This window comes from Acinetobacter junii (assembly GCF_018336855.1).
Classification (GTDB): domain Bacteria; phylum Pseudomonadota; class Gammaproteobacteria; order Pseudomonadales; family Moraxellaceae; genus Acinetobacter; species Acinetobacter junii.
On sequence record NZ_CP059558.1, the window covers coordinates 2510723 to 2537548 of the forward strand.

General features: G+C 41.8%; 10 protein-coding genes. 3 read left to right on the top strand and 7 right to left on the bottom strand.

The genetic code is table 11. The annotated features are described in order from the left end of the window. Positions 1-36: 36 nt before the first annotated feature. Positions 37-663: a CatB-related O-acetyltransferase gene (locus tag H2677_RS11645; RefSeq protein ID WP_004956018.1), complete on the top strand. Its 627-nt coding sequence runs from the start codon at positions 37-39 to the stop codon at positions 661-663. A 211-nt stretch (positions 664-874) separates the two neighbouring features. Beyond that, a complete protein-coding gene (locus tag H2677_RS11650) occupies positions 875-1312 on the top strand; it encodes a universal stress protein (protein WP_004956015.1) in 438 nt (145 codons plus the stop codon). 62 nt (positions 1313-1374) lie between these two features. On the opposite strand, the gene H2677_RS11655 is transcribed toward H2677_RS11650, so the two are convergent. Together H2677_RS11655 and H2677_RS11660 are read right to left on the bottom strand one after the other, a co-directional pair. Then, positions 1375-1872, bottom strand: a complete 498-nt coding sequence (locus tag H2677_RS11655) for a peptidase associated/transthyretin-like domain-containing protein (RefSeq protein ID WP_099949013.1) — start codon at positions 1870-1872, stop codon at positions 1375-1377. A 102-nt stretch (positions 1873-1974) separates the two neighbouring features. Continuing rightward, positions 1975-2292, bottom strand: coding sequence for an MGMT family protein (locus H2677_RS11660; RefSeq protein ID WP_129263682.1), 318 nt, complete (start codon positions 2290-2292; stop codon positions 1975-1977). A 91-nt stretch (positions 2293-2383) separates the two neighbouring features. Between H2677_RS11660 and H2677_RS11665 the strand changes: the two genes are divergently transcribed. Further along, positions 2384-3115, top strand: a complete 732-nt coding sequence (locus H2677_RS11665; protein WP_212638606.1) for a metalloprotease — start codon at positions 2384-2386, stop codon at positions 3113-3115. Here the strand turns inward: H2677_RS11665 and H2677_RS11670 are convergent. The 5 genes from H2677_RS11670 to H2677_RS11690 all read right to left on the bottom strand — a co-directional run bounded on the left by H2677_RS11670 (position 3112) and on the right by H2677_RS11690 (position 26719). Continuing rightward, positions 3112-4818, bottom strand: coding sequence for a CapA family protein (locus H2677_RS11670; protein ID WP_212638607.1), 1707 nt, complete (start codon positions 4816-4818; stop codon positions 3112-3114). The genes H2677_RS11665 and H2677_RS11670 overlap by 4 nt on opposite strands. A gap of 21 nt (positions 4819-4839) precedes the next feature. Continuing rightward, the gene (locus H2677_RS11675) at positions 4840-6501 is read right to left on the bottom strand and encodes a poly alpha-glucosyltransferase (protein ID WP_212638608.1); all 1662 of its coding nucleotides are present in this window, start codon (positions 6499-6501) and stop codon (positions 4840-4842) included. Positions 6502-6610: 109 nt separating this feature from the next. Beyond that, the gene (locus H2677_RS11680) at positions 6611-23005 is read right to left on the bottom strand and encodes a BapA/Bap/LapF family large adhesin (protein WP_407929299.1); all 16395 of its coding nucleotides are present in this window, start codon (positions 23003-23005) and stop codon (positions 6611-6613) included. Positions 23006-23142: 137 nt separating this feature from the next. Next, a complete protein-coding gene (locus tag H2677_RS16210) occupies positions 23143-24612 on the bottom strand; it encodes a BapA/Bap/LapF family prefix-like domain-containing protein (RefSeq protein WP_212638610.1) in 1470 nt (489 codons plus the stop codon). Between the two features lie 607 nt (positions 24613-25219). Continuing rightward, positions 25220-26719, bottom strand: coding sequence for a cation:proton antiporter (locus H2677_RS11690; RefSeq protein ID WP_212638611.1), 1500 nt, complete (start codon positions 26717-26719; stop codon positions 25220-25222). Positions 26720-26826 lie beyond the last annotated feature (107 nt).

Below are 26826 nucleotides of genomic sequence, written 5' to 3' on the forward strand. Positions count from 1 at the left end.
GGGGTTTTTCTTCTCAAATTATTCTGTGAAATGTAAATGGACTCAACTTCGATCAACTCCCCTGTTAAACATTGGTGTGAGTTCGAATTTATTGCGAAAACTGTAAAGAATCCAAATATCCATATTAAAGGTAATTATTCCTATTATTCTGCTTATTGGGATCAGGGTTTTGAACGTTGTGTAGTACGTTATCTACATGACAAAGTATCCACACCAGATAAACCAATAGACCAACTTTATATTGGTAATTTTGTTTGCTTCGGTGCCGAATGTGTCATTATGATGGGCGGCAATCAGCTGCATAGACCAGACTGGATCTCAACATTCCCCTTTGATACACGCAGTTTTCTCCCTGCGGGTGACACCATAATTGCAGATGGCTGCTGGATTGGAAGCAGAGCCATGATCATGCAAGGTGTTAAACTCGGTGAAGGTGCTGTGGTTGCCACAGGAGCTATAGTCACTCAAGATGTCCCACCTTATGCAATTGTAGGCGGTGTACCTGCTAAAATTATTAAGTATCGTTTTTCTGAAACAGATATTGAAAGAATACTTTCTTTAAAACTCTATGAGCTAGATGAAAAGCAGATTTTAAAAATTAGAGAACTATTACAAACTGATCAACTTGATGGTTTACGCTCATATTTAGACAAAAGTCTATAAAATAATTAACTTTACAATACACCTTATATAATTTTAATATTCTTATATTTTTCAAATAACTAAACACATCAAAACATCTAAAACCAACAATTATTCTTATGAAATTACTAGGTTTTATTATGCGAATAATAAGTTTAATATGAAAGTATAGTTTTTATTTTAAACAAAAATTTAGAAGCGAATCAAAGTGTAATAATAAGGAGTATTTATCATGGCTTATCAAAAAATTCTTGTCGCTATCGACGACTCTGAAATTTCAGCAAATGTCATTCAGCAAGCAGCACAACTTGCTAAAGCTTTAAATAGCCAAATTACTTTGGTTCAAGTAATGACTTTAGACCCATATTTGGCAGATGCGTATTTACGTATGGGGCAAAGTAATGAATTGATCGAACGTGTGCGATCTTATGTTCAGGAAAATTTAACGAAAGCTCAAAAACAATTTGAAGAATTGGGACAAACAGTTGCAACACAAGTTGTAGAAGGTTTTTCAGTTCATGAGGAAATTATTAAAGCTGCTCAAAATCTTGAAGTGGATTTAATTATCATGGGTTCTCATGGTAGAACTGGATTTAAAAAGTTTATTTTAGGTAGCGTTGCTCAGAAAGTTTTGGGGGAAAGTCATATTCCTGTTCTGATCGTTCGCTGATTTAAGATTATCGTTAATCTAAATAAAAACTGCATGCCCAATTTCAGGCATGCAGTTTTTTATTATTTAACAAGCTTAGCTTTATCTAACACATCTTTTGGTAATTCATCGGTAGATACGATCGTTAGTGATTGAGCATTAGGAGCAACGTCTTTCTTCAAATCATTTAGTACAACATTACTATTTTTAGAGTCTAAGGTATACATCGCCCCTGTAGCAGGATCCACTATTAACAATCCAATCCACCCACCAAATAAAATATTTCCGACATACCATCCATTAATGCTAGATGAGATATTAATTGTTTTTGTCTCAAATCCTTCTTTTTCAAAAGTAACTTGATACTTTTCAGGCTTGAAGAAACCTGCTCCACGCTTCAAATTGATTGTAACTGGAGACTGACCAACATGAATTTTATTTCCAGCACGATTTAAAATTGTAATATTGCTATATTCAGGCGTACTCTGGAATGTCATCGTTTGAGTACTACCAGATATAATACTTGCACATCCAGATAAACTTAAGGCTAAAACTGAACATGCAATGAATAATTTTTTCATTTAATTTCCAAAACAAGGTATGTATTTTTTTGTAATCGAATTGTATTTTATATGTAATAAAGCTTCAATATTATTTTTATCGTTTGTTCAATTAATAATTAGTTAAAATATCCATTGATAATCTTTTAATTTAATTTTGTGATTCTCTAACAAAATACCTTCATTTTTTAATAGCTTTAACTGTCGATTTTCACCATGTTCATCTAGGTTTGTTGTACTCACTTTACCTTGTGAATTAATTACCCGATGCCATGGAAGCTGACTTCCTTCATCTAAATTCTTTAAAACTGTACCTACAAGACGGGAATGTTTTGGTAGCCCAGCTAGTTGAGCAATTTGTCCATAGGTAGCGACCTTTCCAAATGGAATTAAAGCGACGACTTCAAGAATTTGGCGTTGTAGTTCATTGGTATCATTCATCATCATTACTCATAAAATCTGTTAGCATGTCTAAATCCACATTAAAATACTTCCATAACAATTAAAATCTTGAAGAGTTGAGAGTTCGAAGATGCAATTGAAACTATTATTTGTATCCATACTGAGTATTGCGATTACAGCTTCATGCACACCTTCCAAAAAACCACCTATTAAAATTACCCCATATAAGTACAAAACTGATTCATCCGATCATTTGCCTATCGTATATCTTACTTTTGTTTATACAATCAATCGACCTCAAGCAAAGATCTTTGATACTAAAGCTCAGATGCAAAAAGAAATTGAAATCTTAAATCGTTACTTTTTGGATGAAAATAACAATAAGATCTTCAAGTTTAAGATGAATCACTACTATTCATATCGTGATTTTACAAAAAGGAAATGTGATCTTGCTTCAAAACTGAATCAACCAATGGATTTAGTCACTGAAAATGTGCCTAGTGCAGTCAAAGATTGTTTTCCTAAACGCAAAAGTAAAGAAGTTTTATTTATTATCTATGACTCCTACTCCCCCAAGCTGAAATATAGTGATATCACGAGTTGGGGTTTTAGGAATCAAGGTCGACCTTTCATTCTAATTGATTGGGAACGATTAAATTATCAGACTCAAGCTGCGAGTATTCATGAAATGGGACATGCTTTTGGTCTCAATCATGTCTGTGCACCAAACGCCAAGAAAACCACACCGACAAATATCATGACTAGTTATGATTGCAAACTAGGCAGTGGCGGATTACGTAATCTTGGTTTTACTTCTGAGCAATTGAATATAATTCTAGATAATTACTCAAAGTATCCTTAAATATTTAGTTCTACATAAAACCCTAAATCATTTTTCCTAATTCTAAAATGATGTTGATTTAAGTCTTTGGTTAAGTAATCACTTGCTCGTTCAAATTGTTGCTGATTGACAGGATAAGGTTGCCAAAAACTTGATAAATTATCAGTAAAAATAGGATACAACTGAACAACTTCTTTTACTAAATTAATTCTAATGATAGCTCCAAATGGTAAAGCTTGGTATTTTTCATATTCTCCATTGCTATTAAACACTCCATTACCGATGCCAAAAATAACTGGCTTATTATTAACATAGCGAATGGATTGAATCGTATGAGCACCATGTCCGATAATTAAATCAACACCAATCTGTGTAAATAAGTTGGCTAGTTTTTCTTGTTCAGGATGTATCGATTTAAAGTCTATGCCCCAATGACAAATTACAATGATTTTTGCATCTGGATTCTGCATACGATATTGCATGATTTGTTCAAATAGGATGGCATTTAAGCAAGCCACGCCTGCACTCTTACCTAATGCATAAAAGTCATAGTCTTGATAAGCAATATCACGATGCCAATAGCCATTAAAAATAGCAACTTTTTTAGGTTTGAGATTTAACTCAATAAACTGATGAGCTTTCTGCTGATCGACACCTGCACCCATATGACAGATGTTTGCTCCCTCAAATTTATCTAAGGTAAATTTTAAACTTTTGCTACCATAATCTTTTAAGTGGTTATTTGCGAGATTGACAAGATTGATATTTAAATGCTGAAACTGTTCAAGCGTTTGAGTATGATCAGCCCCTAAAATAAAAGCTTTTGCATCTTGTAATGGTGAACGCGTTTCTGTATTAAATACCGCTTCAAAATTAATGCAATTAATATCATCTTTTTGAAAGAAAGATTTAATTTTTTCAAATGAATGCCCATAACCATAACGTTGCAACGCATCATCTTGACCACGACATTTTCTAATTTCTGTATAGTATTCACCAAAATAAGTATCCCCCATTACATTCATCCATTCAGTTTTAGGCTGAATGGTTTTATTTTCAATTAAGCCTTCTGAAAAATAATGATAATAAGGCACGAGATGATCTATTCGATGGATATTATCTAATAAGGAAAACAGGCCGATACTTTGATTTTGAGCACGAAAGGAACAATATAGTATCCTTTGTTCAAACTCTAAATACATAAGTGCATCAAGTTGAGTACAACTAAAAAGTAATGTTTTTAATGGAATATTTGCACTATCAATAAGCGGCTGGATAGAAAATATTTTCTTGATTAGTGCATTTGGCAGCTCAAATATTGTCTGAGCGATCACATATAAATCTTTAATTTTTACCCGATGTGAGTCTATGTCTAATTCTTTTAATTTTTTATCTATAACTTCTTGAGCAATCAGCATATTTCCAAAAATATGAGACAAAATGTGCTGACTCATTTCCTTATCTGCAGTCAGAATGAGGCGCTGTAGAAGAGCTAAAACCGAATAATTTTTTTTCTCAAAACTTGCCCAAAAATTTTCTTGTTGCTGTTTCTCAATCGGAATCACATCATCTAATTGAATTTTTTGATCGGAAATATGTTCGATGGCTAAAAGTAAAGTCATCCAATGAGTGCAATCGACATTTAATACTTGATTCCAAATTGGATGTTGGAAAGTTTCTTGATGCAAATGCGAAATTATTTTTATTTCTTCTTGTAATTTCATAGTCATGATCCTAGATTTTGACTAGTTAAAATGTTGTACATAGGCGATATAACCTGAAAGATTATGTTCCTGATCATCAATACGAACTCTAAAACGATCATGTCTGACATAAAATGCGTGCAAAACCTTTTCAGGACATGCCATATACATCGCAACTTCTGGATAGAAAAAACCAGTTCTCTGAAATTCAGCCCTGAATTCAATCAACTTCTTGAGATCTTCAAAATGTGCTTTCTCAAGAATATCATTGAGACCCAATTCTTTGATCCGATTGACCATGAGATATGCAGACATCATCATTTCTAGAAGAGTTGAATAAGTAGTTTTTCGATTACGAATAAAAATCATATGCCTGACATAGTTTTTTATTCCAAATAAGAAATATTTTTCTTCTGCACAAATTTTGGTAAGTTCATTGGTGCAATAACTCAACCAATGATCATGATAACGCTCGTATTTTTCTTGTATAAATCGTTCAAACATAAGTTTGACACTGTTTAATAGATGCTCATCTGAATGTAGTTGATATAAACGCAGTAAGGCTAAAGCAGCTTCACCATCGTAATAAATAATTCTAAATTTTTCTTTCATTTCTAAACTTGGATAATGCAATACATGTGAAGTTTCACCCTCACTATTCATCAAAGATTGAATACCCTTAGCCAATGCCAATGCCTGATTTAGATAAGTAGTCTCCCCTGTAATCTCCTGATATTTTGTTAGCATTAACAACGCTGCTGCATTTGCTCCTAATTTTATTTCATCTAAATCTTCTGGAGTCGATCCATCTAACATATAAGCTTGATTAGGCTGAATTTCTACATAGAAATGTTGAAATGCATACTCTATTGCTAATTTGCAACGACCAAGAACTGAGTCATTTTTGTCTATGATCAGGGTTTCTAGTAATGAATAGGTCGTAGTACAGTGTCTGACCGTATTATAGCTTCTGATAGAACGATCGTAGGCAGGGAAAAAACCGTAATTGTATTTTCCATCTTGTGCTATTTGACTTGATAAAAAGCTCGCATTTTTTTTAATGATGTCTTTGATGTGCGTCTTTTTGTCGCTTGTTAAATAACGTACTCCATTTTCAGTAAATTGGCTTTGTAAAGGAATCAGTTGACCATTTTCATAAAACACAGCGTAGGTGTCAAAAGTCCAAGCATATTCAAGTTGCTTGAATTGTATAGATGTGTTCTGGTTTGAATATTTATATTCTAGTGCCGAGTTTAGGTTATCTTGGTCAAAGTAATTCGGCTGATCATAACTTAATCCACGAATAATTGCCCTTCCATAAAGCTCTTGTTCTAGAAAGCAAATAGTAAATTTTTCATCAAAACTTAACCCCTTACGGTAATGGTTATTGTGCTGTTGATTTTTTATGGCTTGATCTATTTTTTGCCAATCTTCCTTTTGAATGTTGTAAGCACAATCAATTTTTATATATTCATTGAGTTGTTGATTGATTGCAAATTGATGATCCAGTATTTCAAAAAGTTGATTTAACGCGTTATTTAATTCTAAGTATGAAGAATTCCAAACTTGGCAACGATTTTCTCGATCGCCATATGAATAAAACAGCACAGTTTTACTCATATTAATATGCTGAGCAATCCTTTCAAAATATTCTTTAATCTGTTTTTTTAGGTGTTTAAATTCTTCGTTTGATGTAACTATCATGACTTTATATTCTAAAAATTCTTTGCGTTTTTAACACGATACCATACAAATTTATATTAGATTGAAATAAAAAAGAGAACCCGAAGGTTCTCTTTTTTAGAAGAAAGGATTAGTAAATGATCTGACCATTGTTAAGCAAGTCTTGTAATGTGATCTCGCTTGTAATGTTCGTCAATTGCAATATTGGAGTTTCAGTGAATGTGCCTTCGATTAGCAATCCACCGTCACGGTCAACAAGCAACGTAACAGTTTGAGAAGCTGCATCGTAATTTACATCAACATACTGTCCGATAGTAAGTGCAGTTGGTGATCCATTTAATAAACTAGAAATATCGATCTTATCTGCTTGACTATCAGTCGCAACATCACCTAAATGGAAGTCAGTCCAAGTATCTACCCCACCACCGGTTGTATTGCCACCAGTTGCACTAGCAATATTTAATACGCTGTAGATCAACGTATCTGAACCATTTCCATATGTGAAAGTATCATTAGCTGATGTGCTCACAAATGTTTGATTAAGCTCAGCGGTTACATCAATTGTCAGTGATGAAGTTGACTCAATCGTGCCATCAATGTTAACAAGTTTGTAATCAATTACATCTGTCGCAGGCGTTATAGTTGCATCGTTCGCTTTGTAGTAGTAACTACCATCGGTGTACATCACTAACTGACCTTCACCAGTGTTAATTACTTGACCAGCAGCGATCTCATACACGCCAGAGACAGGGTTGAATACATACAATTGAGATCCTTCAAATGTATCAGCCACACCACCTAGAGCATCGCCACTCAAGATATTTCCTTGAATCCAATCTGATTGTCCATCAGGAATAAATTGATTCAAGTTTACAAAGTCTTGAGCAACTGATACAGCCGATGAATAGTTCGTTGCAGAAACACCACTTGTTGAAACTTGTAATGTATACGTACCAGCTTGAACTGATTCAAATGTTACTTGTGCAGTTGTACCACCTAACAAATCAAGTAAAGCTGTTTGTGTAGCAGTTGCAACTGTTACACCAAGCGAATTCACCAAAGTAAATGTATAACTTGGGAATAAGCCAGCAATTGCCGATCCCATTTCCGCAGTTATTGTTAAATCAGATAATGTTCCTGCAGCTACAGTGATTGAACCTGAAGAGCTACCTGATTTGATTGGGTTCAACAGCGATGTATTAGTCGCAAAGTTGAATACATTCGTATCCGCAATGCTGCCAGTACTATTCACCATACTTACCGTAGCGTCATTTGTATCTGGGTTAGCCACTGGTGCAGGTATTACAGCATCAGCTGAAGGATCAGCAACATTCCAAGCAATATCTACATCTGGTGAGCCAACTTGGACATGCAATACAGCAGTATCTGTTCTACCCGTTAATGGATCAGTAACAGTGTAAGTAAAGCTATCCACTTTACCAACATTTGATAAATCAGCTGTAGCTACATAGCTATAAGTACCATCTGAATTAATTGTTAGATCACCATAAACACCACTGATAACCGTAGGTACACCAACAACTACAGCTTCTGTCACACCAACTTCAGTAGTCACCGAAGTTACAACAGAACTGCTTGTAATGAAGTCTGGTGTATAACCAGCACCATATACAACTGAATCATCATCTGTTAATACATTTCCAGATACAGTTGCCACTTCAAGTGTTGGAGTCTGCGTAATATCACCATGATTCAAAGTAATATCTGCAGTCACGCTACCAAGCGCGGTAAGAAGTGTATTGCTTTCCATAAACAATTCATACGTACCAGCACCTAAGTTGCTTACTTGGAACTCTACAGTTGAACCAAAGATACCGAGTAAATCAATTACACCTGTATCACTGCTATCGGCTACAACAGTACGAGAACCATCTGGATTAACTCGAGTAAGAACTACATGTAACCCATCAACCACCGTAGCAACTGAACCGAAGTCAACAGAGATAACAGCATCTGTGATATTACCTGGATCAACAGTAAAGTTAGCTGTACCTTCTTTAGCTCCAATTACTAAGCCACCAACACCTAGTAACCAACTATAGCTAATCGCGTTATCAAGAACTTCTGTTGTTACCGGATAAACAATATCAATAGACGCAGATTCAACGTTATCCATTGCATCGACTGGTAATGGACTATTAATAACTGCTGGTTGTGATGGATCTAGATCATTCCAAGTCATATCCACACTTTCACTGTCTAGATGTACATACAGAATGGCATCTGAAGTATTACCTGTAACAGGATCGAGTAATGTATAAGTGAACTGCTCTACTTGACCTAAATTTAGTCCATCGGCATCCGGTGTATACGTATAGTTACCATCTTGATCGATGACTAATGTTCCATAAGTACCATTTATTGTTGTACCTGCTGGATCAATAGCTACACCATTGACCATAGAGATAATAGCACTACCACTAGCAGCATCTACACCACCACTAATTCCTGTATCATTAATCACGTTACCAGAAACAGGAACTACTGAATAACCATCGATGATAAATGGATTAAAGACATCCATAGTACCAGTTAAGGTTCCACCTAAACCAATACCTAATAAGCCCTCATAACCTATAAATGCACGGTATTGACCAGCATCTAAACCTTCAATGACTGCTGTAGGAGTACCGCCGATTAAAGACAAATCAACCAATGTTGCTTCAGGATCTGTTCCACCAATTGATACCCATTGTCCAGTTACTTCATCAAATTTTTGGACAACGATTGCATAATCACTTAACAAATCAGCGGTAATTATGGCATCAAATGTAAATGTAGCAGTTCCTTCACGATTTGGATCAACCGAGAACTCAATTGCATCATTACCTAACAACTGTAAATCTAATCCAGCTAATGATACAGCAGCAAGATAACTAGAACTTCCTAATGCAGCATCATCAGTTACTAGTAAAGGTTCTGGATTAATTTGTGCTACAGCTAAGTTATCCACAGCATTAACAGAACTTAATTGAATCGTTAATGTTGCTTGAGCTCCATCACCAGTTAATGGGTCAGTCAATGTATAAACAAACACATCTGTTTGACCAACACCAGCAGCATCTAAATTAGGTGTGTAAGTGTAGGTACCATCTGGATCAATCACTAAAGTACCGTACAAACCGTTAATCACAGTATCTACGGCTGTGACAGGTTGACCATTTACAGCTGTAACGACAGTTGTAGGTGTAACGATATCTGTTTCACCACTGGTATTAATATCAGTAATGACATTACCATCAGCTGTTTCTGTGTAGAAACCACCTATTTGAGTCGTATCATACACATCCATAGTTCCACTCAATGTTCCGAGTAGACCAATACCAGCTAGACCTGTGTAAGTCATGAATGCACGATATTGTCCTTCTTCCAAACCTTCAATAACAACTCCAGGAGTTGAACCTAATAAGGTTAAATCAAGAATATCTGCTTCACCACCGCCGTAAATTGATGTCCATTGACCTGTAGCAGTATCAAATTTTTGTACTACAAGCGAATAGTCAGATAATGCATCCACACCAATTAATGCACTATATGTAAATGTCGCTGTTCCTTCTTGGTTGGCGCCTACTGTAAAGTCAATTGATTCAGAGCCTAACTGTAAATCTAGACCTGCAAGTGATACCAACGCTAAGTAAGTTTGGCTACCTAAAGAAGCATCATCTTGTACAAGAAGAGGTTCAGGCGCCAATACAGCTGTATCAAAGTTATCAAAAGCTTGTAATGCACTTGTTGTAAGGACTGTAACTGTAACATCGGCATCTGCAACATCCACGTTACCTTGTGGATCGACTGCTTCTGCATGGATCACGATCTCACCAGTCACAGGATCTGCTGCTGAAGCATCTAAAGTCGCTGTGATAAAGCCATTCGCAAGATCAGTCGCAGTCACGGTGTAGTCCGTACCGTTGACATTCACTACTGTGCCTTCAACTGCATCTGGACCTAAACCAACTTGGACATCAAATACGCCATCTACACCTAATTCAACAAGATTAATAATGCCATCACCATTCAAATCTTCTGGAACAGTGATCACAGTGATCAAGTTTTGTGGAACGGTATCAATCGTTACAGTCACATCGGCATCTGCAACATCCACGTTACCTTGTGGATCGACTGCTTCTGCATGGATCACGATCTCACCTGTCACAGGATCTGCTGCTGAGGCATCTAAAATCGCTGTGATAAAGCCATTCGCAAGATCAGTTGCCGTCACGGTGTAGTCCGTACCGTTGACATTCACTACTGTGCCTTCAACTGCATCTGGACCTAAACCAACTTGTGCTTCAAGTACACCGTCTAGTCCAAGTTCAGTGGCGTTGATGATGCCATCACCATTCAAATCTTCTGGAACAGTGATCACAGTGATCAAGTCTTGTGGAACGGTATCAATCGTTACAGTCACATCGGCATCTGCAACATCCACGTTACCTTGTGGATCGACTGCTTCTGCATGGATCACGATCTCACCAGTCACAGGATCTGCCGCTGAAGCATCTAAAGTCGCTGTGATAAAGCCATTCGCAAGATCAGTTGCCGTCACGGTGTAGTCCGTACCGTTGACATTCACTACTGTGCCTTCAACTGCATCTGGACCTAAACCAACTTGGACATCAAATACGCCATCTAAACCTAACTCGTCAGCATTTAACACGCCATCGCCATTGAGGTCTTCTGGTAGGGTGATTGCACCAATCAAGTCTTGTGGAACGGTATCAATCGTTACAGTCACATCGGCATCTGCAACATCCACGTTACCTTGTGGATCGACTGCTTCTGCATGGATCACGATCTCACCTGTCACAGGATCTGCTGCTGAGGCATCTAAAGTCGCTGTGATAAAGCCATTCGCAAGATCAGTTGCCGTCACGGTGTAGTCCGTACCGTTGACATTCACTACTGTGCCTTCAACTGCATCTGGACCTAAACCAACTTGGACATCAAATACGCCATCTAAACCTAACTCGTCAGCATTTAACACGCCATCGCCATTGAGGTCTTCTGGTAGGGTGATTGCACCAATCAAGTCTTGTGGAACAGTATCAATCGTTACAGTCACATCGGCATCTGCAACATCCACGTTACCTTGTGGATCGACTGCTTCTGCATGGATCACGATCTCACCTGTCACAGGATCTGCTGCTGAGGCATCTAAAGTCGCTGTGATAAAGCCATTCGCAAGATCAGTTGCCGTCACGGTGTAGTCCGTACCGTTGACATTCACTACTGTGCCTTCAACTGCATCTGGACCTAAACCAACTTGGACATCAAATACGCCATCTAGACCTAACTCGTCAGCATTTAACACGCCATCGCCATTGAGGTCTTCTGGTAGGGTGATTGCACCAATCAAGTCTTGTGGAACAGTATCAATCGTTACAGTCACATCAGCATCTGCAACATCCACGTTACCTTGTGGATCGACTGCTTCTGCATGGATCACGATCTCACCTGTCACAGGATCTGCTGCTGAGGCATCTAAAGTCGCTGTGATAAAGCCATTGGCAAGATCAGTCGCAGTCACGGTGTAGTCCGTACCGTTGACATTCACTACTGTGCCTTCAACTGCATCTGGACCTAAACCAACTTGTGCTTCAAGTACACCGTCTAGTCCAAGTTCAGTGGCGTTGATGATGCCATCACCATTCAAATCTTCTGGAACAGTGATCACAGTGATCAAGTCTTGTGGAACGGTATCAATCGTTACAGTCACATCGGCATCTGCAACATCCACGTTACCTTGTGGATCGACTGCTTCTGCATGGATCACGATCTCACCAGTCACAGGATCTGCTGCTGAGGCATCTAAAGTCGCTGTGATAAAGCCATTCGCAAGATCAGTTGCCGTCACGGTGTAGTCCGTACCGTTGACATTCACTACTGTGCCTTCAACTGCATCTGGACCTAAACCAACTTGGACATCAAATACGCCATCTAAACCTAATTCGTCAGCATTCAACACGCCATCGCCATTGAGGTCTTCTGGTAGGGTGATTGCACCAATCAAGTCTTGTGGAACGGTATCAATCGTTACAGTCACATCGGCATCTGCAACATCCACGTTACCTTGTGGATCGACTGCTTCTGCATGGATCACAATCTCACCGGTCACAGGATCTGCTGCTGAAGCATCTAAAGTCGCTGTGATAAAGCCATTGGCAAGATCAGTCGCAGTCACGGTGTAGTCCGTACCGTTGACATTCACTACTGTGCCTTCAACTGCATCTGGACCTAAACCAACTTGGACATCAAATACGCCATCTAAACCTAATTCGTCAGCATTTAACACGCCATCGCCATTGAGGTCTTCTGGTAGGGTGATTGCACCAATCAAGTCTTGTGGAACAGTATCAATCGTTACAGTCACATCAGCATCTGCAACATCCACGTTACCTTGTGGATCGACTGCTTCTGCATGGATCACGATCTCACCTGTCACAGGATCTGCTGCTGAGGCATCTAAAGTCGCTGTGATAAAGCCATTGGCAAGATCAGTCGCAGTCACGGTGTAGTCCGTACCGTTGACATTCACTACTGTGCCTTCAACTGCATCTGGACCTAAACCAACTTGTGCTTCAAGTACACCGTCTAGTCCAAGTTCAGTAGCGTTGATGATGCCATCACCATTCAAATCTTCTGGAACAGTGATCACAGTGATCAAGTCTTGTGGAACGGTATCAATCGTTACAGTCACATCGGCATCTGCAACATCCACGTTACCTTGTGGATCGACTGCTTCTGCATGGATCACGATCTCACCAGTCACAGGATCTGCCGCTGAAGCATCTAAAGTCGCTGTGATAAAGCCATTCGCAAGATCAGTTGCCGTCACGGTGTAGTCCGTACCGTTGACATTCACCACTGTGCCTTCAACTGCATCTGGACCTAAACCAACTTGGACATCAAATACGCCATCTAGACCTAACTCGTCAGCATTTAACACGCCATCGCCATTGAGGTCTTCTGGTAGGGTGATTGCACCAATCAAGTCTTGTGGAACGGTATCAATCGTTACAGTCACATCGGCATCTGCAACATCCACGTTACCTTGTGGATCGACTGCTTCTGCATGGATCACGATCTCACCTGTCACAGGATCTGCTGCTGAGGCATCTAAAGTCGCTGTGATAAAGCCATTCGCAAGATCAGTTGCCGTCACGGTGTAGTCCGTACCGTTGACATTCACTACTGTGCCTTCAACTGCATCTGGACCTAAACCAACTTGGACATCAAATACGCCATCTAGACCTAACTCGTCAGCATTTAACACGCCATCGCCATTGAGGTCTTCTGGTAGGGTGATTGCACCAATCAAGTCTTGTGGAACAGTATCAATCGTTACAGTCACATCGGCATCTGCAACATCCACGTTACCTTGTGGATCGACTGCTTCTGCATGGATCACGATCTCACCAGTCACAGGATCTGCTGCTGAGGCATCTAAAGTCGCTGTGATAAAGCCATTCGCAAGATCAGTCGCAGTCACGGTGTAGTCCGTACCGTTGACATTCACTACTGTGCCTTCAACTGCATCTGGACCTAAACCAACTTGTGCTTCAAGTACACCGTCTAGTCCAAGTTCAGTAGCGTTGATGATGCCATCACCATTCAAATCTTCTGGAACAGTGATCACAGTGATCAAGTCTTGTGGAACGGTATCAATCGTTACAGTCACATCGGCATCTGCAACATCCACGTTACCTTGTGGATCGACTGCTTCTGCATGGATCACGATCTCACCAGTCACAGGATCTGCCGCTGAAGCATCTAAAGTCGCTGTGATAAAGCCATTCGCAAGATCAGTTGCCGTCACGGTGTAGTCCGTACCGTTGACATTCACCACTGTGCCTTCAACTGCATCTGGACCTAAACCAACTTGGACATCAAATACGCCATCTAGACCTAACTCGTCAGCATTTAACACGCCATCGCCATTGAGGTCTTCTGGTAGGGTGATTGCACCAATCAAGTCTTGTGGAACGGTATCAATCGTTACAGTCACATCGGCATCTGCAACATCCACGTTACCTTGTGGATCGACTGCTTCTGCATGGATCACGATCTCACCTGTCACAGGATCTGCTGCTGAGGCATCTAAAGTCGCTGTGATAAAGCCATTCGCAAGATCGGTTGCCGTCACGGTGTAGTCCGTACCGTTGACATTCACCACTGTGCCTTCAACTGCATCTGGACCTAAACCAACTTGTGCTTCAAGTACACCGTCTAGTCCAAGTTCAGTAGCGTTGATGATGCCATCACCATTCAAATCTTCTGGAACAGTGATCACAGTGATCAAGTCTTGTGGAACGGTATCAATCGTTACAGTCACATCGGCATCTGCAACATCCACGTTACCTTGTGGATCGACTGCTTCTGCATGGATCACGATCTCACCAGTCACAGGATCTGCCGCTGAAGCATCTAAAGTCGCTGTGATAAAGCCATTGGCAAGATCAGTCGCAGTCACGGTGTAGTCCGTACCGTTGACATTCACTACTGTGCCTTCAACTGCATCTGGACCTAAACCAACTTGGACATCAAATACGCCATCTAGACCTAACTCGTCAGCATTTAACACGCCATCGCCATTGAGGTCTTCTGGTAGGGTGATTGCACCAATCAAGTCTTGTGGAACGGTATCAATCGTTACAGTCACATCGGCATCTGCAACATCCACGTTACCTTGTGGATCGACTGCTTCTGCATGGATCACGATCTCGCCGGTCACAGGATCTGCTGCTGAGGCATCTAAAGTCGCTGTGATAAAGCCATTGGCAAGATCAGTCGCAGTCACGGTGTAGTCCGTACCGTTGACATTCACTACTGTGCCTTCAACTGCATCTGGACCTAAACCAACTTGTGCTTCAAATACGCCATCTACACCTAATTCAACAAGATTAATAATGCCATCACCATTCAAATCTTCTGGAACAGTGATCACAGTGATCAAGTTTTGTGGAACGGTATCAATCGTTACAGTCACATCGGCATCTGCAACATCCACGTTACCTTGTGGATCGACTGCTTCTGCATGGATCACGATCTCACCTGTCACAGGATCTGCTGCTGAGGCATCTAAAATCGCTGTGATAAAGCCATTGGCAAGATCAGTTGCCGTCACGGTGTAGTCCGTACCGTTGACATTCACTACTGTGCCTTCAACTGCATCTGGACCTAAACCAACTTGTGCTTCAAGTACACCGTCTAGTCCAAGTTCAGTGGCGTTGATGATGCCATCACCATTCAAATCTTCTGGAACAGTGATCACAGTGATCAAGTCTTGTGGAACGGTATCAATCGTTACAGTCACATCGGCATCTGCAACATCCACGTTACCTTGTGGATCGACTGCTTCTGCATGGATCACGATCTCACCAGTCACAGGATCTGCTGCTGAGGCATCTAAAGTCGCTGTGATAAAGCCATTGGCAAGATCAGTTGCCGTCACGGTGTAGTCCGTACCGTTGACATTCACTACTGTGCCTTCAACTGCATCTGGACCTAAACCAACTTGGACATCAAATACGCCATCTAAACCTAACTCGTCAGCATTTAACACGCCATCGCCATTGAGGTCTTCTGGTAGGGTGATTGCACCAATCAAGTCTTGTGGAACGGTATCAATCGTTACAGTCACATCGGCATCTGCAACATCCACGTTACCTTGTGGATCGACTGCTTCTGCATGGATCACGATCTCACCAGTCACAGGATCTGCTGCTGAGGCATCTAAAGTCGCTGTGATAAAGCCATTCGCAAGATCAGTTGCCGTCACGGTGTAGTCCGTACCGTTGACATTCACTACTGTGCCTTCAACTGCATCTGGACCTAAACCAACTTGGACATCAAATACGCCATCTAAACCTAACTCGTCAGCATTTAACACGCCATCGCCATTGAGGTCTTCTGGTAGGGTGATTGCACCAATCAAGTCTTGTGGAACAGTATCAATCGTTACAGTCACATCGGCATCTGCAACATCCACGTTACCTTGTGGATCGACTGCTTCTGCATGGATCACGATCTCACCTGTCACAGGATCTGCTGCTGAGGCATCTAAAGTCGCTGTGATAAAGCCATTCGCAAGATCAGTCGCAGTCACGGTGTAGTCCGTACCGTTGACATTCACTACTGTGCCTTCAACTGCATCTGGACCTAAACCAACTTGGACATCAAATACGCCATCTAAACCTAACTCGTCAGCATTTAACACGCCATCGCCATTGAGGTCTTCTGGTAGGGTGATTGCACCAATCAAGTCTTGTGGAACGGTATCAATCGTTACAGTCACATCAGCATCTGCAACATCCACGTTACCTTGTGGATCGACTGCTTCTGCATGGATCACGATCTCACCTGTCACAGGATCTGCTGCTGAGGCATCTAAAGTCGCTGTGATAAAGCCATTCGCAAGATCAGTTGCCGTCACGGTGTAGTCCGTACCGTTGACATTCACTACTGTGCCTTCAACTGCATCTGGACCTAAACCAACTTGGACATCAAATACGCCATCTAAACCTAACTCGTCAGCATTTAACACGCCATCGCCATTGAGGTCTTCTGGTAGGGTGATTGCACCAATCAAGTCTTGTGGAATTGTGTCTAAAGTGATAATTGCCGTATCAGTAGTCGTATTACCTGCAGAATCTGTAGCAGTGACTGTTACTGTGTTAGGCCCCTCTAATAAACTTGCCAAAGTATCATCAGCTAACGTCCAAGTACCATCACCATTGTTGATTGCAGGATAGTCAACACCATTTACTGTAACAATAATTGTTGCAGTTGGATCATCAATTGTTCCACTTAGAGGAGGAGTTGAATCATTAGTTGTTAAGTCATCCAGTACAACATTCGGTGCAATCGTATCGACCGTTAAGGTACCTGTCGCTGTTGAGCTGTTACCTGCTGCATCTGTTGCCGTCACAGTAATCGTGTAATCACCATCGGTTAACGCTGGTAAGGTGTTGTCCGCAAGTGTCCATGTACCATCACCATTGTTGGTCGCTGGATAATCCACGCCATCAATCGTGACAACAACTGTCGCTGTTGGGTCATTCACTGTTCCTGTTAATGCAGGAGTACTGTCATTGGTCAGTGCATCTTCTACCGTTACAACTGGTGGTGTGATGTCCGCTGCAACAATACCTGTCGCTGGTAATGATTCGTTACCCGCTCCGTCTGTTGCTGTCGCTGTAACTTCATCTCCATCAACCAAGTTACCTGGGTTTGGAACACTCCATTCGCCTGTCACTGGGTCAGCAATCGCTTCTGCTGTCGTACCATCCGGGAAGGTTACAGTCACAGTCGAACCTGGTTCTGCTGTACCTGTAATTGGATCATTCGCATTGATTGGATCAAGTACTGGTGCATTCGGTGCAATCGTATCGACCGTTAAGGTACCAGTCGCTGTTGAGCTGTTACCTGCTGCATCTGTTGCCGTCACAGTAATGGTGTAATCACCATCTGTTAACGCTGGTAAGGTGTTGTCCGCAAGTGTCCATGTGCCATCACCATTATTGGTCGCTGGGTAATCCACGCCATCAATCGTGACAACTACTGTCGCTGTTGGGTCATTCACTGTTCCTGTTAATGCAGGTGTGCTGTCATTGGTCAGTGCATCTTCTACCGTTACCACTGGTGGTGTGATGTCCGCTGCAACAATACCTGTCGCTGGTAATGATTCGTTACCCGCTCCATCTGTTGCTGTCGCTGTAACTTCATCTCCATCAACCAAGTTACCTGGGTTTGGAACACTCCATTCGCCTGTCACTGGGTCAGCAATCGCTTCTGCTGTCGTACCATCCGGGAAGGTCACAGTCACAGTCGAACCTGGTTCTGCTGTACCTGTAATTGGATCATTCGCATTGATTGGATCAAGTACTGGTGCATTCGGTGCAATCGTATCGACCGTTAAGGTACCAGTCGCTGTTGAGCTGTTACCTGCTGCATCTGTTGCCGTCACAGTAATGGTGTAATCACCATCTGTTAACGCTGGTAAGGTGTTGTCCGCAAGTGTCCATGTGCCATCACCATTGTTGGTCGCTGGGTAATCCACGCCATCAATCGTGACAACTACGGTCGCTGTTGGGTCATTCACTGTTCCTGTTAATGCAGGTGTGCTGTCATTGGTCAGTGCATCTTCTACCGTTACCACTGGTGGTGTGATGTCCGCTGCAACAATACCTGTCGCTGGTAATGATTCGTTACCCGCTCCATCTGTTGCTGTCGCTGTAACTTCATCTCCATCAACCAAGTTACCTGGGTTTGGAACACTCCATTCGCCTGTCACTGGGTCAGCAATCGCTTCTGCTGTCGTACCATCCGGGAAGGTCACAGTCACAGTCGAACCTGGTTCTGCTGTACCTGTAATTGGATCATTCGCATTGATTGGATCAAGTACTGGTGCATTCGGTGCAATCGTATCGACCGTTAAGGTACCAGTCGCTGTTGAGCTGTTACCTGCTGCATCTGTTGCCGTCACAGTAATGGTGTAATCACCATCTGTTAACGCTGGTAAGGTGTTGTCCGCAAGTGTCCATGTGCCATCACCATTGTTGGTCGCTGGGTAGTCCACGCCATCAATCGTAACAACTACTGTTGCTGTTGGATCATTCACTGTTCCTGTTAATGCAGGCGTGCTGTCATTGGTCAGTGCATCTTCTACCGTTACAACTGGTGCTGTGATGTCCGCTGCAACAACACCTGTCGCTGGTAATGATTCATTACCCGCTCCGTCTGTTGCGGTCGCTGTAACTTCATCTCCATCAACCAAGTTGCCTGGGTTTGGAACACTCCATTCGCCCGTTACTGGATCAGCAATCGCTTCTGCTGTCGTTCCATCTGGGAATGTCACAGTAACTGTTGAACCAGGTTCTGCTGTACCTGTAATTGGATCATTCGCATTGATTGGATCAAGTACTGGTGCATTCGGTGCAATCGTATCAACCGTTAAGCTACCTGTCGCTGTTGAGCTGTTACCTGCTGCATCTGTTGCCGTCACAGTAATCGTGTAATCACCATCGGTTAACGCTGGTAAGGTGTTGTCCGCAAGTGTCCATGTACCATCACCATTGTTGGTCGCTGGATAATCCACGCCATCAATCGTGACAACAACTGTCGCTGTTGGGTCATTCACTGTTCCTGTTAATGCAGGAGTACTGTCATTGGTCAGTGCATCTTCTACCGTTACAACTGGTGGTGTGATGTCCGCTGCAACAATACCTGTCGCTGGTAATGATTCGTTACCCGCTCCGTCTGTTGCTGTCGCTGTAACTTCATCTCCATCAACCAAGTTGCCTGGGTTTGGAACACTCCATTCGCCTGTCACTGGATCAGCAATCGCTTCTGCTGTCGTACCATCTGGGAAGGTCACAGTCACAGTCGAACCTGGTTCTGCTGTACCTGTAATTGGATCATTCGCATTGATTGGATCAAGTACTGGTGCATTCGGTGCAATCGTATCGACCGTTAAGGTACCTGTCGCTGTTGAGCTGTTACCTGCTGCATCTGTTGCCGTCACAGTAATGGTGTAATCACCATCGGTTAACGCTGGTAAGGTGTTGTCCGCAAGTGTCCATGTACCATCACCATTGTTGGTCGCTGGATAATCCACGCCATCAATCGTGACAACAACTGTCGCTGTTGGGTCATTCACTGTTCCTGTTAATGCAGGAGTACTGTCATTGGTCAGTGCATCTTCTACCGTTACAACTGGTGGTGTGATGTCCGCTGCAACAATACCTGTCGCTGGTAATGATTCGTTACCCGCTCCGTCTGTTGCTGTCGCTGTAACTTCATCTCCATCAACCAAGTTGCCTGGGTTTGGAACACTCCATTCGCCTGTCACTGGATCAGCAATCGCTTCTGCTGTCGTACCATCCGGGAAGGTCACAGTCACAGTCGAACCTGGTTCTGCTGTACCTGTAATTGGATCATTCGCATTGATTGGATCAAGTACTGGTGCATTCGGTGCAATCGTATCGACCGTTAAGGTACCAGTCGCTGTTGAGCTGTTACCTGCTGCATCTGTTGCCGTCACAGTAATGGTGTAATCACCATCTGTTAACGCTGGTAAGGTGTTGTCCGCAAGTGTCCATGTGCCATCACCATTGTTGGTCGCTGGGTAGTCCACGCCATCAATCGTAACAACTACTGTTGCTGTTGGATCATTCACTGTTCCTGTTAATGCAGGCGTGCTGTCATTGGTCAGTGCATCTTCTACCGTTACAACTGGTGCTGTGATGTCCGCTGCAACAACACCTGTCGCTGGTAATGATTCGTTACCCGCTCCGTCTGTTGCTGTCGCTGTAACTTCATCTCCATCAACCAAGTTGCCTGGGTTTGGAACACTCCATTCGCCTGTCACTGGATCAGCAATCGCTTCTGCTGTCGTACCATCCGGGAAGGTTACAGTCACAGTTGAACCTGGTTCTGCTGTACCTGTAATTGGATCATTCGCATTGATTGGATCAAGTACTGGTGCATTCGGTGCAATCGTATCGACCGTTAAGGTACCTGTCGCTGTTGAGCTGTTACCTGCTGCATCTGTTGCCGTCACAGTAATGGTGTAATCACCATCGGTTAACGCTGGTAAGGTGTTGTCCGCAAGTGTCCAGGTGCCATCACCATTGTTGGTCGCTGGGTAGTCCACGCCATCAATCGTGACAACAACTGTCGCTGTTGGGTCATTCACTGTTCCTGTTAATGCAGGTGTGCTGTCATTGGTCAGTGCATCTTCTACCGTTACAACTGGTGGTGTGATGTCCGCTGCAACAATACCTGTCGCTGGTAATGATTCGTTACCCGCTCCGTCTGTTGCTGTCGCTGTAACTTCATCTCCATCAACCAAGTTGCCTGGGTTTGGAACACTCCATTCGCCCGTTACTGGATCAGCAATCGCTTCTGCTGTCGTTCCATCTGGGAATGTCACAGTAACTGTTGAACCAGGTTCTGCTGTACCTGTAATTGGATCATTCGCATTGATTGGATCAAGTACTGGTGCATTCGGTGCAATCGTATCGACCGTTAAGGTACCAGTCGCTGTTGAGCTGTTACCTGCTGCATCTGTTGCCGTCACAGTAATCGTGTAATCACCATCAGTTAACGCTGGTAAGGTGTTGTCCGCAAGTGTCCATGTACCATCACCATTGTTGGTCGCTGGGTAATCCACGCCATCAATCGTGACAACTACGGTCGCTGTTGGGTCATTCACTGTTCCTGTTAATGCAGGTGTGCTGTCATTGGTCAGTGCATCTTCTACCGTTACAACTGGTGCAAGACCATCCACAATCTCTGTTGCTGGTGGTGATGTATTACCTGCTGGGTCTGTTGCTACCGCTGTAACTTCATCGCCATCTTCTAAGCCAGGGTTTGGCACTGTCCACGTACCGTCAGGACCCGCAACTGTTTCTGCTGTTGTACCGTCTGGGAATGTTACAGTCACAGTCGATCCAGGTTCTGCTGTACCTGTAATTGGATCTGTTGGATTGATTGGATCAATTTCTGGTGCATTTGGTGCTACACCATCCACAATCTCTGTTGCTGGTGGTGATGTATTACCTGCTGGGTCTGTTGCTACCGCTGTAACTTCATCGCCATCTTCTAAGCCAGGGTTTGGCACTGTCCACGTACCGTCAGGACCCGCAACTGTTTCTGCTGTTGTACCGTCAGGGAACGTTACAGTAACAGTCGAACCTGGTTCTGCTGTACCTGTAATTGGATCTGTTGGATTGATTGGATCAATTTCTGGTGCATTTGGTGCTACACCGTCCACAATCTCTGTTGCTGGTGGTGATGTATTGCCTGCTGGGTCTGTTGCTACCGCTGTAACTTCATCGCCATCTTCTAAGCCAGGGTTTGGCACTGTCCACGTACCGTCAGGTCCCGCAACTGTTTCTGCTGTTGTACCGTCAGGGAACGTTACAGTAACAGTCGAACCTGGTTCTGCTGTACCTGTAATTGGATCTGTTGGATTGATTGGATCAATTTCTGGTGCATTTGGTGCTACACCGTCCACAATCTCTGTTGCTGGTGGTGATGTATTGCCTGCTGGGTCTGTTGCTACCGCTGTAACTTCATCGCCATCTTCTAAGCCAGGGTTTGGCACTGTCCACGTACCGTCAGGACCCGCAACTGTTTCTGCTGTTGTACCGTCTGGGAATGTTACAGTCACAGTCGATCCAGGTTCTGCTGTACCTGTAATTGGATCTGTTGGATTGATTGGATCAATTTCTGGTGCATTTGGTGCTACACCGTCCACAATCTCTGTTGCTGGTGGTGATGTATTACCTGCTGGGTCTGTTGCTACCGCTGTAACTTCATCGCCATCTTCTAAGCCAGGGTTTGGCACTGTCCACGTACCGTCAGGACCCGCAACTGTTTCTGCTGTTGTACCGTCAGGGAACGTTACAGTAACAGTCGAACCTGGTTCTGCTGTACCTGTAATTGGATCTGTTGGATTGATTGGATCAATTTCTGGTGCATTTGGTGCTACACCGTCCACAATCTCTGTTGCTGGTGGTGATGTATTGCCTGCTGGGTCTGTTGCTACCGCTGTAACTTCATCGCCATCTTCTAAGCCAGGGGTTTGGCACTGTCCACGTACCGTCAGGACCCGCAACTGTTTCTGCTGTTGTACCGTCAGGGGAACGTTACAGTAACAGTCGAACCTGGTTCTGCTGTACCTGTAATTGGATCTGTTGGATTGATTGGATCAATTTCTGGTGCATTTGGTGCTACACCGTCCACAATCTCTGTTGCTGGTGGTGATGTATTGCCTGCTGGGTCTGTTGCTACCGCTGTAACTTCATCGCCATCTTCTAAGCCAGGGTTTGGCACTGTCCACGTACCGTCAGGTCCCGCAACTGTTTCTGCTGTTGTACCGTCAGGGAACGTTACAGTAACAGTCGAACCTGGTTCTGCTGTACCTGTAATTGGATCTGTTGGATTGATTGGATCAATTTCTGGTGCATTTGGTGCTACACCGTCCACAATCTCTGTTGCTGGTGGTGATGTATTGCCTGCTGGGTCTGTTGCTACCGCTGTAACTTCATCGCCATCTTCTAAGCCAGGGTTTGGCACTGTCCACGTACCGTCAGGACCCGCAACTGTTTCTGCTGTTGTACCGTCAGGGAACGTTACAGTAACAGTCGAACCTGGTTCTGCTGTACCTGTAATTGGATCTGTTGGATTGATTGGATCAATTTCTGGTGCATTTGGTGCAGTTACATCTACAGTGTAAGTCTGTGTATCAGTTACTGTACTTGAGTTACCTGCCGAATCAGTAAATTTAACTGTAGCTTCAATTGTTTTGTCGCTATCAGCAATTAACGCACTACCCGGTACAACAACACTCCATGTACCGTTCGTTACATTTACAATTGCGTTGTATGTCACACCATTGATTACGACAGTGACTGTTGTTGATGCAGCGTCACTTGGAATATTTGTAAGTGTCCCTGTGATTGTTACATCACCAGCAGATTCACTCGAATTTATCACGTTATCAGATGTAATTGGATCAACATTAAAACCAACATTATCTGTATTTGGCGGATTGTTATTATTGTTGTTATTGTTACTATCGTTGTCACTTGCAGCTGCAATAATACCACCAGCTACGAGTGGAATTGCCCACAACCAAGGGCTCAAACTTGCATCATGGTAAAGTAAAGGCTCAATAGCATCGATAGGCTGAAAAACAACGTCCGAAACTGGTGCCTCAACAACCTCAGGCACTGCTGCTGGCATTTCTTCTACATATGCAGCTGCTTCAGTGTCTGCATCAGCGTCGGCATCAGCATCAGCATCAGCATCAGCATCACTTTCTGCTTCTTTAAACTTAGCCCAAATTAACTGACCATTTTCATCTTGGATCACCAAGCTGTTATCTAGTGTGTTTTCCTCATTAAAGAAATTTTGAATTACGATTTTTTCTCCGTTTTTAAGGAAAACTATCGCATTTAAACCGTCTTTTTTAATAACGGAAATATCATTCATAGGAATTTTTAACAATACTACGGATGGTTCCGTCGGTATCGTTGTAGTACTTTCCATTGTAGTAGAAAGTGTTTTATGGCTTTCCTTAGAAATAATTTGAATTTCAGACATTTTGGCTATTCCTCTGATTATTTAATAATTTTTGTGTATGTATATTCGTCTAGTTTAATAATCATTTCCCATACCTCTTAGAATCTAAATTAAAATCAATTTTTGTTAAATATATCACAAAAAAAATTTACAAAAATGACAGGACATTTTGATTAAAAAGTCAAAAAAGCCGAAACAAATCTTAAATAATTAAAAAAACTACACTTGTGAATTAATTTATTAAATATTATTAACAATTGTTAAACCTGCTTTTCTCTTAAGGTCAACTCAACACATTAAAAAACAATATATTAATTTAAAATATAATATTTAAAATATTTACCAACAAGTAAAATAATCAACAAAATCAAAAACCAAATAATAACGATTGTTTATTCAATAAACCAATAAACACTTTCATTAAAATCGTATTTTCCACAAAAAATTACAAATTAGAGAACAAAAAATAAGCAAAAATTTTCAAGAGCTTAGCCATAAACCCTATTGAAATTATTCTGTTTTTATCTCGTTAGGGACTAACAAAACTTACATATTAGAAAAAACCTATTATCGTATAAACACAAATAAACAAGTTCAAATTTAGAACTGCATAACCATGCAATGTATTTTAGAAATTATTCGGATTCTGCAGTTGCTCAACTTCTTTTTCTTTTTCTGGATGATAGATTTCTGTTTTTGTATCTTCAGACTTTTTATTGGTAATTAGCTCAGGGTTATAGATTTTAATGATTTCCTTTCCATCTTGGTCTTCTGTGACCACATACTTAAAACCACGGCGATTCATTTTATGACATAAGCGTTGGTAAACACCTTTTACACCATTTCTCTCCTCATTAGGATTGTAATAAAATGCATTCATTACTGCGGGTAAACCTAAACCACAAACAACGCCAGACAGCAGAACACTAATGAATGTGTAACCAATTAAAATACTACTATAAGGACTTAAAGCAGGAATGTTTGCTACAGCGAGTATTAATGCCAATGAGATTCCACCTCGAACACCTCCCCAAGAAAGAATAGTTAAACTACCGTTATAACTTTTGTTTTTAAAAGAAGGAAAAAGCCTGAACGCCGCAAAATTCGCTGCGAATCGAGAGAGGTGCAGAATTAAAAAGGCAAATATTCCACCGATGATCAAGTTTGCACTTAGATCTAAGATAAAAAGCTCTAAGCCAATTAGAGTAAACAAGAACGAGTTAATAATCCCTTCGACGGTATGCCAAAAATGATTTACCTCCCTGATTTCACGTTGTTCTCGGATCTCCTGCCACTTATTACCAACAATCAAACCGCCAATCACACACGCAATCGGTGCTGAAGCATGAGCAAAAAGTGCAACTAAATATGAACCACTGGCTAGTAAAGCAGTTGTAAGAATCAGAGATTCCATCTCATGCTTGCCTTTTAGTAGTCGTAAAATCCCAAGTCCAAATGCAAACCCTATAAGCACTGCAACAAGAATTTCGTAGATCAGTGTTTCAATCGTACTGATAAGTGAAAAATGCTCGCCACGAATAACGTTTAGTAATGTCATGAATAACGCAATACACATCGCATCATTAAATAATGATTCGCCTTCTAGTTTTACGATCAAATGATGCGGTGCTCGAATGGAACTTAAGACCCCTTTAATCCCTATAGGGTCTGTTGCACCCAATGCAGCACCCAATAACAGTAATACAGAAATCGGTACTGGATAACCAACTAACCATTGAAATACATAAAGTAATCCAGCATAAATCATCGCGCAAAGTACTAGCGCAATGGTGGCAAGAATGCTGATCGGTTTCCAATAATTTTGTAGGTCAGAAATTTTGAACTTTAAAGCTGATGATGTAAGAATGAAACAAATCACACCATTAATTAGAAAATCATAAAAGTCGATATCACGTACTGCGGATTCAATATTGTGAATATTGATTTCAACAAATTGGTTCCCGTTTAAAAGACTGGCACCCCATTGTAATAAAAATACAAAGATAGCTGAGACAATCGGCACCCCAATTGCTTGTGGGAAACCGAGTACACGTTTGTTAAAAATAGTGGTTGCAATTGAGAGAGTAAAAACTGCTGTCAAAGCTTGTAAGAGAAAAAAATTACCCATACCACCTCTTTTTTCATCACCTTCAGATTTAGCTCATTCAGTGCTCAGACTCTCGCCCTAATGCGTACAATATAAATACATAAGGCATCACTTCATCAGAAGTTCAT